Origin of the sequence: Streptomyces sp. NPDC088746, assembly GCF_044751065.1 — a bacterium.
GTDB lineage: Bacteria > Actinomycetota > Actinomycetes > Streptomycetales > Streptomycetaceae > Streptomyces.
Window position 1 is genome coordinate 1 of sequence record NZ_JBIVLA010000008.1, and the last position, 13,292, is coordinate 13,292.

General features: G+C 71.6%; 13 protein-coding genes. 3 read left to right on the top strand and 10 right to left on the bottom strand.

Features of this window, described 5'->3' with window-relative positions:
- Positions 1-205 (top strand): hypothetical protein (locus ACIP63_RS29645; RefSeq protein WP_401521664.1); only part of this gene is annotated, 205 nt, incomplete at its 5' end.
- Positions 206-340: 135 nt separating this feature from the next.
- Here the strand turns inward: ACIP63_RS29645 and ACIP63_RS29650 are convergent.
- Positions 341-1,348 carry a stage II sporulation protein M gene (locus tag ACIP63_RS29650; protein ID WP_401521665.1) on the bottom strand — a complete coding sequence of 336 codons (1,008 nt, stop codon included), beginning with the start codon at positions 1,346-1,348 and terminating at the stop codon, positions 341-343.
- A gap of 120 nt (positions 1,349-1,468) precedes the next feature.
- Between ACIP63_RS29650 and ACIP63_RS29655 the strand changes: the two genes are divergently transcribed.
- Positions 1,469-2,413: an RDD family protein gene (locus ACIP63_RS29655; protein WP_401521668.1), complete on the top strand. Its 945-nt coding sequence runs from the start codon at positions 1,469-1,471 to the stop codon at positions 2,411-2,413.
- A 100-nt stretch (positions 2,414-2,513) separates the two neighbouring features.
- Here ACIP63_RS29655 and ACIP63_RS29660 read toward each other — a convergent pair whose 3' ends face one another.
- From ACIP63_RS29660 to ACIP63_RS29700, 9 genes are all read right to left on the bottom strand, one after another.
- Positions 2,514-3,146, bottom strand: coding sequence for a hypothetical protein (locus ACIP63_RS29660; RefSeq protein ID WP_401521670.1), 633 nt, complete (start codon positions 3,144-3,146; stop codon positions 2,514-2,516).
- A 124-nt stretch (positions 3,147-3,270) separates the two neighbouring features.
- The gene (gene ahcY, locus ACIP63_RS29665; RefSeq protein ID WP_362934890.1) at positions 3,271-4,728 is read right to left on the bottom strand and encodes an adenosylhomocysteinase; all 1,458 of its coding nucleotides are present in this window, start codon (positions 4,726-4,728) and stop codon (positions 3,271-3,273) included.
- Between the two features lie 264 nt (positions 4,729-4,992).
- Positions 4,993-5,988: a cation diffusion facilitator family transporter gene (locus ACIP63_RS29670; RefSeq protein ID WP_401521673.1), complete on the bottom strand. Its 996-nt coding sequence runs from the start codon at positions 5,986-5,988 to the stop codon at positions 4,993-4,995.
- Positions 5,989-6,075: 87 nt separating this feature from the next.
- Complete coding sequence (gene manA, locus ACIP63_RS29675; RefSeq protein ID WP_401521675.1) at positions 6,076-7,278, bottom strand: mannose-6-phosphate isomerase, class I; 1,203 nt, start codon at positions 7,276-7,278, stop codon at positions 6,076-6,078.
- Positions 7,279-7,332: 54 nt separating this feature from the next.
- Complete coding sequence (locus ACIP63_RS29680) at positions 7,333-8,469, bottom strand: SIS domain-containing protein (RefSeq protein ID WP_401521677.1); 1,137 nt, start codon at positions 8,467-8,469, stop codon at positions 7,333-7,335.
- Positions 8,470-8,509: 40 nt separating this feature from the next.
- Positions 8,510-8,692: a Trm112 family protein gene (locus ACIP63_RS29685; RefSeq protein ID WP_073752985.1), complete on the bottom strand. Its 183-nt coding sequence runs from the start codon at positions 8,690-8,692 to the stop codon at positions 8,510-8,512.
- A gap of 279 nt (positions 8,693-8,971) precedes the next feature.
- Entirely contained in the window at positions 8,972-10,339 is a 1,368-nt protein-coding gene (locus ACIP63_RS29690; RefSeq protein WP_401521680.1) for a phosphomannomutase/phosphoglucomutase, read from the bottom strand.
- Positions 10,340-10,400: 61 nt separating this feature from the next.
- Positions 10,401-12,017, bottom strand: a complete 1,617-nt coding sequence (locus ACIP63_RS29695) for an L-lactate permease (RefSeq protein WP_401521682.1) — start codon at positions 12,015-12,017, stop codon at positions 10,401-10,403.
- Positions 12,018-12,168: 151 nt separating this feature from the next.
- Positions 12,169-12,540: a DUF3499 domain-containing protein gene (locus ACIP63_RS29700; protein ID WP_053929176.1), complete on the bottom strand. Its 372-nt coding sequence runs from the start codon at positions 12,538-12,540 to the stop codon at positions 12,169-12,171.
- A gap of 312 nt (positions 12,541-12,852) precedes the next feature.
- Here ACIP63_RS29700 and ACIP63_RS29705 point away from each other — a divergent pair, with 312 nt between their 5' ends.
- Positions 12,853-13,281, top strand: coding sequence for a metallopeptidase family protein (locus ACIP63_RS29705; protein WP_393766678.1), 429 nt, complete (start codon positions 12,853-12,855; stop codon positions 13,279-13,281).
- Positions 13,282-13,292: the final 11 nt, after the last annotated feature.

Consider the following 13,292-nt stretch of genomic DNA (forward strand, 5'->3'; position numbering starts at 1 on the left):
TTTCCGGCGGTTCCAACTTTACCAGACTCTTTTCCGTTCCGTTTCCGGTCCGAATTTGATTCCGGTGGCCTGTGGAGTGGCCTTTGCCTTTCGGCTGACTCGACTTTATCAGAAGCAATTCGGCCGAAGCGAACCTGGCCATTTGCTTGAAAGAGAAGAATCGATCGGCTCTGCGGGGATCGCGTCCTCCGCACGAGCGAGATGAACTTTAGACGTTCCCGAGCAAGTTGTCCAACTCGTTGGAACCGTTAAAATCTACCTCTCCACGCAGGCTGTGTCAACAGTCTTTGTGGGCGACCAGAAGGCTAGCAGGTCAGAGGCCCCGGACGCACATCGGCCCTCAGGCCGCGGCGGGCAGCTCGGCGCTGCGCTCCCCCGCATCGACGTCCCCGGTGTCCCCGGCTCGGGCAGCCCGCCCTCCGAGGACATAGACGTAGGCCAGAAAGGCCAGCTCAGCCGCGACACCGATGGTGATGCGCGCCCAGGTGGGAAGGCCCGAGGGAGTGACGAACCCTTCGATGACACCGGAGACGAACAGGACCAGCGCCAGCCCGATGGCCATGCCGATCGCGGCACGCCCCTGCTGAGCCAGTGCCGAGCGTCTGGTGCGCGGGCCCGGGTCGATGACCGTCCACCCGAGACGGAGGCCCGTGCCGGCTGCGACGAAGACGGCGGTGAGCTCGAGCAGGCCGTGCGGCAGGACGAGCCCGAGGAAGGTGTCCAGACGGCCCGCCGAGGACATCAGCCCGATGCCGACGGCGAGGTTGAGCACGTTGACGAAGAGGATCCAGATCACCGGTATGCAGAGGAAGGCCCCCAGCACCAGGCACATGGCCGCCGCCTGAGCGTTGTTCGTCCAGACCTGGGCGGCGAAAGAGGCTGCCGGATGGCTGGAGTAGTACGTCTCGTACTCGCCGCCGGGCCGGGTCAGGGCGCGCAGGTCCTCCGGGGCGGCGATCGACGCCTGCACCTCCGGATGTGTGCCGATCCACCAGCCGATGACGGCCGCCAGGAGCGTGGAGAGCACCGCCGTGGGTATCCACCAGTGCCGCGAGCGGTAGACGGCCGCGGGGAAGCCGGCGGTCAGGAAGCGCGCGGCGTCGCGCCATGAGGCGCGGCGGGTCCCCGTCACGGTGGAGCGCGCGCGGGCCACGAGCTGCGTGAGACGCGCGGTCAGCACGGGATCCGGTGCACTGGACCTGATCAAGGACAGATGCGTGGCGGTGCGTTGGTACAGGGCGACGAGCTCGTCCGCCTCGTCACCTGTCAGGCTGCGCCCGCGGTGAAGAAGATGGTCCAGGCGGTCCCACTCGGTGTGGTGGGCGGTCACGAAGACGTCGAGATCCATGGTCGGCTGCTGCTCCAGGCATGGGTGCGTACGGGTCCGTACTACGGCGGTGCGCTGCCGGTCAGCTTGGCAGACTGTGGTTCCCGAGGGGGAGAGAAGGGCGGCGAGGGGTGGGCGGCGATGAATGAACTCGTGACCGGGGACGCGGTCGTACTGGGACTGCAGCCGGCGAGGCTGCCCAGCCGGGCGTTGGCGATCACCATCGATCTCGCGGTGCTCCTGACCGTCTTCGTGCTGCTGTCCATCGGTCTGGCCGTGGCGAGCGTGACACTCGACGAGGCGGCGGCCGCCGCGATCGCCGTCGCCACGTTCCTGCTGGTCCTGGTGGGCGGACCTGTCGCGGTGGAGACCCTCAGCCATGGCCGCTCGCTCGGAAAGCTCGCCTGCGGACTTCGCGTGGTGCGGGACGACGGTGGGCCGATCCGGTTCCGTCACGCACTCGTGCGGGGGGCGATGGGGCTGGTCGAGATCCTCGGGACATTCGGAGTCGTGGGCTGTATCGCCTCTCTGGTGTCCGCCCGCGGCCGCCGGCTCGGTGACGTGTTCGCCGGAACGCTCGTCGTGCGTGAGCGGGTGCCGGCCGGGCGGGCTCAGACGGTGCCCCCTCCCCCGCCCTGGCTGGTAGGCCGTTTCGCGCAGCTGGATCTCTCGGGCGTACCTGACGGGCTCTGGCTCGCCGTACGGCAGTACCTGACTCGGATGAACGAGCTCGATGCCACGGTGCGATGGTCCATGGGGGAACGCCTGGCCGCGGACCTCGTCGCGTGCACGGGTGTCCAGGTGCCGCAGGGGGTACCGGCGGCCGGTTATCTCGCGGCCGTGGTGAACGAGCGGCAGACGCGGGAGGCCCGGCGGATGGCTGCGGCAGCGGGCCGCGGCGGCCCCTTCCAGATGCCCGTCACCGGGCCTGCGCCCGCGCCCTTGAACAAGGAATCCCCCGGCGAACGGCCGACGGAAGTCCGGCCCTCAGGCGCCGGCACGCCCACAGCGGCTCCCGCCGGCGCCGGCAAGGACGGGGCCGGCGCGGAGGGGCAGGCCACGACCGGCTTCGCCCCGCCCGCCTGAACCCTCCCGCCCGGGCCCGCCCGCCCCCGAACCCTGGTCCAGGTCCGCGGCCCCGACGGCGAACCGGCGGCACGCGGCGGTTCGATACCTCCGGCTCGGCTCAAGCCCCGTCCGGCGCACCGGGCTTGGCCGAGGGCGGGGATTCGAGGTGCTCGAGCTCGATGCCCGGCGCCGCCAGCACCACGTCACCCGCGATGTGCACGGCGTGCTGCTCGCCGGTGTCCAGTGCGCTGACCTGGTATTCGTCCACGATCAGGGGCCCGTTGTCAGTGGCGTGCGCTTCACTGTTCAGCAGCGACCAGGACTGGTCGACGGTACGGGGAGCGAGAACCGGGTCCGTGAAGGTGACCAGACGGACGCGGGTCGCGGGGGAAGCGGGGGTGAGGCGCAGGAGCCTGGCGGTGGCGACGAGGAAAGCGGGGGACGTGCCGGAGAAGGTGTGGGCGCGGACATTGCCTTCGGTGGCATGAGTGCCGGTGGGGTCGGTCCGTACCCAGGTGACCCCGTCGAGGGCGGCACCGCGGATCTGCCAGCTCGCGGCGTGCAGTTCGAGGCGGATGGGGCGGCCGAGCTCGTCCAGGGCCAGATCGACGGAACCCAGGTGGGCGCCCGAGGGAGCCGTGGTCTGGGAGACATAGCGCCAGCCGGAGGGGCCGGGCGCGCAGTGGAAGTGTTCTTCGCCGAGGGGGGAGTGGTCGTGGACATCGTGGAGCGAATAACGGCCGCGGGGCATGGGGTCCTTCGGGTTCCTCGGGCTGTGCGGGTGCGGTACGGGGCAGGCCCCCGGCACGGGGGTGCGGGGGCCTGCGCTCGGACCTGCTGCTGAGAGCTGCGCCGGCCGTCGGCCGACGGCCGGCTCAGTAGCGGTAGAGGTCGGACTTGTACGGGCCTTCCACCGGGACGCCGATGTAGTCGGCCTGCTCCTGGCGCAGGGTCGTGAGCTTCACGCCCAGCGCGTCGAGGTGGAGGCGGGCGACCTTCTCGTCCAGGTGCTTCGGCAGCACGTAGACATCGGTCGGGTACGCCTCGGGCTTGGTGAACAGCTCGATCTGGGCCAGGGTCTGGTCCGCGAACGAGTTGGACATGACGAACGAGGGGTGACCGGTGGCGTTGCCGAGGTTCAGCAGGCGGCCCTCGGACAGCACGATCAGGACCTTGCCGTCCGGGAACTTCCAGGTGTGGACCTGCGGCTTGACCTCGTCCTTGACGATGCCGTCGATCTTCGCCAGGCCGGCCATGTCGATCTCGTTGTCGAAGTGGCCGATGTTGCCGACGATCGCCTGGTGCTTCATCCGGGCCATGTCCGAGGCCATGATGATGTCCTTGTTGCCCGTCGTCGTGACGAAGATGTCCGCGGTCTCCACCACGTCGTCCAGCGTCGTGACCTGGTAACCGTCCATCGCGGCCTGCAGGGCGCAGATCGGGTCGATCTCCGTGATGATCACACGGGCGCCCTGGCCGCGGAGGGACTCCGCACAGCCCTTGCCCACGTCGCCGTAGCCGCAGACGACGGCGGTCTTGCCGCCGATCAGGACGTCGGTGGCGCGGTTGATGCCGTCGATCAGCGAGTGGCGGCACCCGTACTTGTTGTCGAACTTCGACTTGGTGACCGCGTCGTTGACGTTGATCGCCGGGAAAAGGAGGGTGCCGTCGCGGTGCATCTCGTACAGCCGGTGCACACCGGTCGTGGTCTCCTCGGTCACGCCGCGGATCTCGGACGCCAGCTGGGTCCACTTCTGCGGGGACTCGCCGAGGGTGCGATTCAGCAGGGTGAGGATGTACGCGTACTCCTCGCTGTCCGCCGTCGACGGGTCCGGGGCCTCGCCGGCCTTCTCGAACTCGACGCCCTTGTGGACGAGGAGGGTGGCGTCACCACCGTCGTCGAGGATCATGTTCGGGCCGCCGGTGGCGGTGTTCGGCCAGGTCAGAGCCTGCTCCGTGCACCACCAGTACTCCTCCAGGGTTTCGCCCTTCCAGGCGAAGACCGGGACGCCGGCGGGGGCGTCCGGGGTCCCGTTCGGACCGACCGCGATCGCTGCGGCGGCGTGGTCCTGGGTCGAGTAGATGTTGCAGGAGGCCCAGCGGACCTCGGCGCCCAGGGCGACGAGGGTCTCGATGAGCACCGCGGTCTGCACGGTCATGTGCAGGGAGCCGGTGATCCGGGCGCCGGCCAGCGGCTGGGCGGCGGTGTACTCCTTGCGGATCGACATCAGGCCGGGCATCTCGTGCTCGGCGAGGGTGATCTCCTTGCGCCCGAAGGCGGCGAGGGAAAGGTCGGCGACCTTGAAGTCCTGGCGATTGGCGGCCGTCGTCATAACGGGCTGCTCCTCGTAGTGGGTCGAGGGTGGTTGGCTGGCTCTGCGGCGGCCACGACGGGCACACGAATGCCCGGGCGATCCGCAGTGCAGTCCGTCGGAGGCCCTCTCTCCCTCGGCCGGTCCACTTGCGCGGACCGATCGACCGCCATCAGCAGCGACGTCTGGTACTCCCCCGAATCTACACCGAACGGCCCAGCGCGCCCCAGTCCGCCTGGGGGGCGGCGTGGGTCACGGGGCCGTTCGGGGCTGATCTTCAGCGGGTCAGTGGCCGGATTCCGTCGGTGTGCCCTCGGGAGACACGGGGCCGCCCGGTGCCTTGCCCGGGTTGGTGCCGGCGGCAGCGGCCTTCTCGTCGTAGATGTCGGGCTCGAGGTAGATGACCCGGGCGATCGGGACCGCATCGCGGATCCGGTTCTCGGCGGCGTTGATCGCTTCCGCGACCTCGGCGGCGGACTCCTCGGCCCGCACCGCGATCTTGGCTGCCACCAGCAGCTCTTCCGGACCGAGGTGGAGCGTGCGCATGTGGATGATGCGGGTGACGGTGTCGCCGTCGACCACGGCGGCCTGGATCTTGTCGACGTCGTCGGTGCCGGCCGCCTCACCGAGCAGCAGCGACTTCGTCTCAGCGGCGAGGACGATCGCGATCACGATCAGCAGGATGCCGATGCACAGGGTGCCGATGCCGTCCCACACGCCGTTTCCGGTGCCCAGGGCCAGGCCGACGCCGGCGAGGGCCAGGATCAGCCCGACCAGCGCGCCGAGGTCCTCGAGGAGGACGACGGGAAGCTCGGGCGCCTTGGCCCGGCGGACGAACTGCGTCCAGGACAGCTTGCCGCGGGTCTGGTTGGACTCCGTGATGGCCGTACGGAAGGAGAAGCTCTCGGCGATGATCGCGAAGACCAGCACGCCGACCGGCCAGTACCAGGCCTCGATCTCGTGCGGGTGCTTGATCTTCTCGTAGCCCTCGTAGATCGCGAACATGCCACCGACCGAGAACAGGACGATGGAGACGAGGAAGGCGTAGATGTAGCGCTCACGGCCGTAACCGAAGGGGTGCTGGGGGGTCGCCTCCCGCTGGGCCTTCTTGCCGCCGAGCAGCAGGAGCCCCTGGTTGCCCGAGTCCGCCAGTGAGTGGACGCTCTCCGCCAGCATCGATGAAGAGCCACTGAAGAGGAACGCCACGAATTTGGCCACCGCGATCGCGAGGTTGGCGGCGAGTGCCGCCACGATCGCCTTGGTTCCGCCTGACGCGCTCATGGGTGCCTGGTGTCCCTTCCTCGGTGCTGCGGCACGGGCGCCGCGTTACGGCCGGACATTGTTGCAGCCGCTGGTACGGACGGTACGTCAGACCACCACGGTCGCACGGAAGAGCGTTCCCGTACCGGCCACTTCTACCGCCTCGTCCGCGGGGACGAACACCGATCGGCCGGGTGCGAGAGCGATCTCGCCTGCCCGTGGGGCGCCCGCCGTGCAGAGCAGGATCTGCGCGGTGGGCGCGGTGAGGTCGACCGGTCCGCCGCCGGAAGGCAGGACGTAGCGCGACAGCCGGAATTCGTCAACCGGCGTCTCGTACACCTCCTCGCCGTCGGCTGCGGCCTCGGGGCGCAGGATGCCGGGCTCGGTGGCTTCGAAGCGGACGATGCGGAGCAGTTCGGGGACGTCGACGTGCTTGGGGGTCAGACCGCAGCGCAGCACGTTGTCGGAGTTGGCCATGATCTCGACACCGAGGCCGCCGAGATAGGCGTGGGGCACGCCCGCTCCGAGGAACATCGCTTCGCCCGGCTGGAGTTGTACGTAGTTCAGCAGCATGGCCGCGATGACGCCGGGGTCGCCGGGGTAGTGGTGGGTGATCTGGGCGTACGGGGCATGGGCGCCGCCGAGCCGCCCGGCGGCCTCGGCCGCCTCGGCGACCGTGTGCGCCATGTCGTCGGGGTCCGCGGTGAGGATCGCCGTGAGGACCTCGCGCAGTGCCCCGTCCTCGGGGTGGGCGCGGAGCAGGTCCACGAAGGGCTTGAGGGAGTCCACGCCGAGGGCGGCTATCAGGTCGGCGGCCTCGGCGGGCCTGCGGAAGCCGCACAGCCCGTCGAAGGGGGTGAGCGCGCAGATCAGCTCGGGCTTGTGGTTGGCGTCCTTGTACGTGCGGTGCGGCGCGTCGATCGGGATGCCCCGGCGTTCCTCGTCCGCGTAGCCCTCCTGTGCCTGCGCGAGGTCGGGGTGGACCTGGAGGGACAGCGGGGCGCCGGCCGCGAGGAGCTTGAGCAGGAAGGGGAGCCGGGGACCGAAGGCGCGGACGGCCGCCGCGCCGAGTTCGCGCTCGGGGTCGGCCGCGATGACGTCCGTGAGGGACCGCTCACCGGCTCCGGGGCCCGCGGCGCCCGCGGTGGTGTCCGTACCGGCGGGCCGGGTGAGGCGTGAAGGGGCTCCCGGGTGGGCTCCCATCCACATCTCGGCCTGCGGTTCGCCGGTCGGGGCTGTGCCGAGCAGCTCGGGGATGGCCGTCGTGGACCCCCAGGCGTAGGGGCGCACGGTGTTGGAGAGCCGGTCCATGGAGATGAGTCCTCGTGGGATGCGCGGGCGTGGGCGCCCAGGGGTGGCAGGCCGTCAGGCCCGGTTGTCGGAGGCCAGGGAGGCGTAGACGGCGGCGAAGTCGGTGACCGCGAGGAGCTCGGCGAGGGATTCGAGCTCGCTTCCCTCTTCGGGTTCGAGTTCGCTGATGGCCGTGTCGTGGCTCAGGGCCAGTTCACGGGCGGCCGGGCTCGCGGTCAGGCCGCCGGCGGGCCGGTCGCGGAGCAGGACGACACGGGCGCGCATGGCCTCGGGTTCGTCCACCCGGTCCCGGAAGAAGTCGTCGGGGTCGGCCCCTGCCGCGAACGCTCCGGCGAGCAGCGCTCCGTGGGAGGGCAGCGCCTCCGGCAGCTCGGCCACGAGCGCCGGACGGCCGGCGAGCTCGGCGAGGACGGCGGCGAAGCGGCGCCCGACGGGGCCCGCGGCCTCACCCTCCGTCCAGACGAGCGGCAGGCTGTCGGCGAGTTCCGCGGCGAGTGTCTTGGCCGGGTTGCTGTACGTGGCGATGGCCGGCCCGCAGCGCTCCGCGGTGCGGTCGAGACGGTCGGCGACCTTCTGCAGGGTCTCCGGGGGTGCTTCGACCAGGCCCACGCGGTCCAGCAGGGCGAGCAGCGGGGTGAGGAGGGCCCAGAGCGTGCCGGGGCCTGCCGCCGAGGTCTCGGCGTCGTACTCACCGTGCGGGGCGGCCGCCATGGGCACGACGAGTCCGTGGACCCCGTCGACGGCCTCGCGCAGCGGGGACCGGACGGGCGCGACGGCGACGACCGTGCAGCCGCGGCGGTAGGCCTGCTCGGCGAGCAGCGCGAGGCCCGGTTCCGAACCGTCGGCCGTGGCGATGAGCAGCAGGTCCACGGATCCGGCCCAGCCGGGCAGCGCCCAGCGCAGCGCGCCGGCGGCGGCCGCGACCCCGGTGGGGCGGATCGCGGTGACGGGCGCGGAGGCGCCGGCGAGGGCGCCGATCAGGTCGGCGACGCCGGTCGCGGCGGTGCCGGGCCCCGCGACGAGGACGGCGCGGGGCCGTCCTTCGGGGGCCAGGGCGCCGATTCCGGCCTCGGCGGCGTGCCGGGCGGCGGTGCGGACGCGGGCTCCGGCTTCGGCGGCGCCGCGCAGCAGGCCTCGCCGGTCGGCTCGGGCCAGTGCTTCCGGTGCGTCGAGCAGCGACTCGTCGAGCATGGTGGTGGGCCTCCGATCACCGTGCTGATCAGGGTGCGGGTTACGCGGGGCGGCGGGCCTCGTCGACGAGGAGCACCGGGATGCCGTCCCGCACCGGGTACGCGAGACCGCAGTCCGCGCCGGTGCAGACCAGCTCGGGGCTCTCGGCGGCGGACCGGTCGTCGAGGCCGGCGTGGCAGGCCGGGCAGGCGAGGATCTCCAGAAGGCCGGCTTCGAGCGGCATGGGGTGGGTCCCTTCGGGCATGCGGTGCGGATCCGGTCCGGACCCGGTTCGGGTCCGCGGAGCTTGGGGCGTGGTCAGCCTACCGCCGGGCCGGGAGGGTCGCGGCCCGGCAGTCCCCGCTCGACGGGGCATGCGTCGGCGGCGTGCGCCCGGGGGGCGGCGGGGCGGTCGCGGACGGCGCGGACATCTCGGGCACGCCGCACGACCGCGAACCGGTCACGCCCGGACACAGAGCGGTCAGGCCCGGACCCGGAGCGGTCACGCCCCCGCCCTGAGCGGTCACGCGCGGACGACGGCGAGGACCTCGTCGCGTACCGCCGCCATGGTCTTCTCGTCCCGCGCCTCGACGTTCAGACGCAGCAGCGGCTCGGTGTTGGAGGCCCGGAGGTTGAACCACCAGTCGCCGCCGGTCACGGTGAGCCCGTCCAGCTCGTCGAACCGTACGTCGTCGCGGTGGCCGTACGCCGCCCTGATCGCCGCCAGCCGGTCCGCCTGGTCGGCCACCGTGGAGTTGATCTCGCCGGATCCCGAGTAGCGGTCGTACCGGTCGAGGAGCCCGGAGAGCGGGCCGTCCTGGCCGCCCAGCGCGGCGAGGACGTGGAGGGCGGCGAGCATGCCCGTGTCGGCGTTCCAGAAGTCGCGGAAGTAGTAGTGCGCGGAGTGCTCGCCGCCGAAGATCGCTCCGTGCTCGGCCATCTCGGCCTTGATGAAGGAGTGGCCGACGCGGGTACGGACGGGGGTGCCGCCGTTCTCGCGTACGACTTCGGGGACCGACCAGGAGGTGATCAGGTTGTGGATGACGGTGCCCTTGCCGCCGTTGCGGGCCAGCTCACGGGCGGCCACCAGGGCCGTGATCGCGGACGGTGACACGCCTTCGCCGCGCTCGTCGACGACGAAGCAGCGGTCGGCGTCGCCGTCGAAGGCGAGGCCGAGATCGGCCCCCTCGGCGAGGACGCGGGCCTGGAGGTCGACGATGTTCTTCGGGTCGAGCGGGTTGGCCTCGTGGTGGGGGAAGGTGCCGTCGAGCTCGAAGTACATGGGTACGAGGTCGAGGGGGAGGCCCGCGAAGACGGTGGGGACGGTGTGGCCGCCCATGCCGTTGCCCGCGTCCACGACGACCTTGAGCGGACGGATCCCGGAGAGGCCGACGAGGCCCAGCAGGTGCGCGGCGTAGTCCATGAGGGTGTCTCGCTCGGTGACCGTGCCCGGGGTGGTGGCGGTCGTGGCGGGGAGGCCGTGCTCCGACCACTGCTCGACCAGGGTGCGGATCTCGGTCAGACCGGTGTCCTGGCCCACGGGCGCGGCCCCGGCGCGGCACAGCTTGATGCCGTTGTACCGCGCCGGGTTGTGCGAGGCCGTGAACATCGCTCCGGGCAGGTCCAGCGCCCCGGACGCGTAGTACAGCTGGTCCGTCGAGCAGAGCCCGATGAGGGTCACGTCGACGCCGCGTGCCGTCGCACCGCGGGCGAAGGCCGCGGCCAGACCGGGCGAGGACGGCCGCATGTCGTGGCCGATCACGATCGCGTCCGCGTCGGTGACCTGGACGAAGGCCGCGCCGAACAGTTCGGCGAGCGGCTCGTCCCACTGGTCGGGCACGACTCCGCGCACGTCGTACGCCTTCACGAGCTGCGACAGGTCAGCAACCACGGCCGGTCCTCCTGGGGTCTTTGCGGACCGCCCAAACTACCCGGCGGCCCCCGACCCCCGGTCAGGGGAGCATCCAGCCCAGCACCGCCGTGCTCTGGGCCATCACGACAAGGCACATCACCAGCAGCAGGCCGAGGCTCCACGGCAGCACCTTCCGCAGCAGATCTCCCTCACGTCCGGCGAGACCGACGGCCGCGCAGGCGATCGTCAGATTCTGCGGGGAGATCATCTTGCCCAGCACTCCCCCGGAGCTGTTGGCGGCGGCGAGGAGCTCCGGCGAGAGGCCGGACTCCCGTGCGGCGGACACCTGGAGGGCGCCGAAGAGGGCGTTGGCCGAGGTGTCGGAGCCGGACACGGCGACGCCGAACCAGCCGAGCACCGGCGAGAGGAAGGCGAGCCCGGCACCGGCCGCGGCGACGGACTGCCCGATGGTGGCGGCCTGGCCGGAGAGGTTCATGACGTAGGCGAGGGCGAGGACGGACGTCACGGTGAGGATCGCGTAGCGCAGTTCGTGCACCGTGGCCGCCCACTCCCGCGCGGCGGTCCCCGCCCGTACGCCGATGACGACGGCGGTGATCAGGCCGGCGATCAGCACGAGCGTGCCGCCGGTGCCGAAGAGCGGCAGGGAGAACTCGTTGGCGCCGACCGGTTCGCCGTCGGGCCCCGCGACATCGAGGAACGGCCAGTCGAAGACGCGCGTCGCCTCGGCCAGCAGCCGCTTGACGGGCGGGATCTGGGCGAGGGAGAACACCGCGACGATCAGCGCGTACGGGGCATAGGCGCGCAGCACCTCACGGCGCGGGTCCTCCTTGTCCAGGTCCTCGCTGCGCGCGCCCGTCAGGACGGCAGCGCGCACCGGCTCGTCGGCGGGCCTGCGGGCGCCGGGGACGGCGATCAGCGCGCCCGCGCCCACCAGAGCGGCCGCGATGTCGGCGAGCTGGGCGGACACGAAGTTGGACGCGGCGAACTGCGCGACGGCGAAGGCCGCCCCGCAGACGAGCGCGGGCACCCAGGTCTCCCGCAGCCCTCGCCTGCCGTCGACCAGGAAGACCAGGATCAGCGGGACGACGAGCGCGAGCAGCGGAGTCTGGCGGCCGACGACCGTGGCGACGTCGTCCAGTGGCAGGCCGGTGACCTGGGCGAGGGTCACCACGGGCGTGCCCATGGCTCCGAAGGCGACGGGCGCGGTGTTGGCGACCAGGGAGACGACCGCGGCCTTGACCGGGTCGAAGCCGAGCGCGACGAGCATGACGGAGCAGATCGCGACGGGTGCGCCGAAGCCGGCCAGGGCCTCCAGGAGCGCGCCGAAGCAGAAGGCGATGACCAGGGCCTGGATGCGGGGGTCGTCGGAGACCCGGCCGAAGGAGCGCCGCAGGATGTCGAAGTGGTGGGTGCGGACGGTCATCCGGTACACCCAGAGGGCGTTGACGACGATCCACATGATGGGGAAGAGCCCGAAGAGGACGCCTTGCGCCCCCGCGGACAGGGTCTGCCCGACGGGCATGCCGAACGCCAGCCGGCCGACGAGCACGGCGACGGCGAGCCCGATGAGGCCGGCGCGGTGGGCCTTCATGCGGACGGCGCCCAGCAGCACCAGGACGGTCACCAGGGGCAGGGAAGCGACAAGAGCGGACAGAGCGAGCGAATCGGCTACGGGTTCGAGTTGCTGGACAAACACACAGACCTCCCCGGATTCCGTGATGCGGAAGCGATCTCTCACGGGTGGGGGAATGGTCGTGTCCGCGACAAGCCAGCGTCAATGCTCCGTACCGGAAAACTTCTTCCGGTACGGAGAGGTGGCGGGTGGGACCCGTGGTGCGGAAGGGGTGTCAGGAGTCCGGGGAGCGCAGCACCCGGAGATGTCCGCGGCGCGCGACCTCCACCGGGTCGGCCGCCCGGGGGCCCCTGCCGCCCTGCTGCCGGTCCTGGGGCCGGGCCGCCTCGCGCACGGCGTTGGCCAGCGCTTCGAGATCGTCACCGCTGGGGCGGGTGGGAGCCGAGGGGTCGGAGAGCCGGACGACTTCCCAGCCGCGCGGCGCGGTGAGCCGTTCACCGTGCTCGGCGCAGAGGTCGTAGCAGTGGGGCTCGGCATAGGTGGCGAGCGGGCCGAGGACCGCGGTCGAGTCGGCATAGACGTACGTCAGTGTCGCGACGGCGGGACGGCCGCACGCGGTTCGCGAACAGCGACGTACAGGGCTCACGATGTTGGACGGTACCGCACTCTTGAGCGGGCTGCGACGACTCTCCCCCGGGTCACCCCGTCGTGTCGTCCACCGCACGGGGCCCGGTGCGGCTCCCGCACAGCCGTTCCGACCTGCGCGGCGGCCCGTGCGCGCGGGCCGGGCCGAGGTCGCCGGGGGGAACACAACCGGTCATTCGACGGAGGGTCCGCGATCGGAGCAAGGACCGGAACCGCACTCAACCCTGGCCGGAATGTTCATCTTGGGACACGGAGCGGGCCGGCGGAGGAGCCGTGATCGCCCCGGGCCGGGGAGCGTTACGCTGCGTCGGTGATGGACAGCCCCGTACCGCCCCACCCGCCCGAGCCACGGCCCCGCCGCCGCGACCGCCACGGCCGCGGCATGCGCGGACCGGTCGCCCCGCCGCAGGTGCCGCTGTCCGTCAGCAGGGCCGAGAGCTTCCGCGATCTCGTCCAGGATTCGGTGGAGCGGCTGGAGCGGCGCTGGCCCCAGCTGACGGATGTCGACTTCCTGGTCCTCGATGTGCCGGGTTCGCTCGAGGAGACCGTGCCGCTGGGGCGCGCGCTGTCCGCCGAGAAGGGACAGCCCGCCCAGATCGTCGTCTACCGGCGCCCCGTCGAGATCCGCACCAAGAGCCGCGACGAACGCGCTCTGCTGGTGCACGAGGTCGTGGTGGAACAGGTCGCGGAGCTGCTCGGCCTCTCGCCCGAGTCGGTCGACCCGCGCTACGGGCAGGACTGAACCGCCCGCGG

Excerpts from the sequence above, each read along its gene's own strand:
- ACIP63_RS29650 (WP_401521665.1), bottom strand. The coding sequence starts at position 1,348 with ATGGATCTCGACGTCTTCGTGACCGCCCACCACACCGAGTGGGACCGC.
- ACIP63_RS29655 (WP_401521668.1), top strand. The coding sequence starts at position 1,469 with ATGAATGAACTCGTGACCGGGGACGCGGTCGTACTGGGACTGCAGCCG.
- ACIP63_RS29660 (WP_401521670.1), bottom strand. The coding sequence starts at position 3,146 with ATGCCCCGCGGCCGTTATTCGCTCCACGATGTCCACGACCACTCCCCC.
- ahcY (WP_362934890.1), bottom strand. The coding sequence starts at position 4,728 with ATGACGACGGCCGCCAATCGCCAGGACTTCAAGGTCGCCGACCTTTCC.
- ACIP63_RS29670 (WP_401521673.1), bottom strand. The coding sequence starts at position 5,988 with ATGAGCGCGTCAGGCGGAACCAAGGCGATCGTGGCGGCACTCGCCGCC.
- manA (WP_401521675.1), bottom strand. The coding sequence starts at position 7,278 with ATGGACCGGCTCTCCAACACCGTGCGCCCCTACGCCTGGGGGTCCACG.
- ACIP63_RS29680 (WP_401521677.1), bottom strand. The coding sequence starts at position 8,469 with ATGCTCGACGAGTCGCTGCTCGACGCACCGGAAGCACTGGCCCGAGCC.
- ACIP63_RS29685 (WP_073752985.1), bottom strand. The coding sequence starts at position 8,692 with ATGCCGCTCGAAGCCGGCCTTCTGGAGATCCTCGCCTGCCCGGCCTGC.
- ACIP63_RS29705 (WP_393766678.1), top strand. The coding sequence starts at position 12,853 with ATGGACAGCCCCGTACCGCCCCACCCGCCCGAGCCACGGCCCCGCCGC.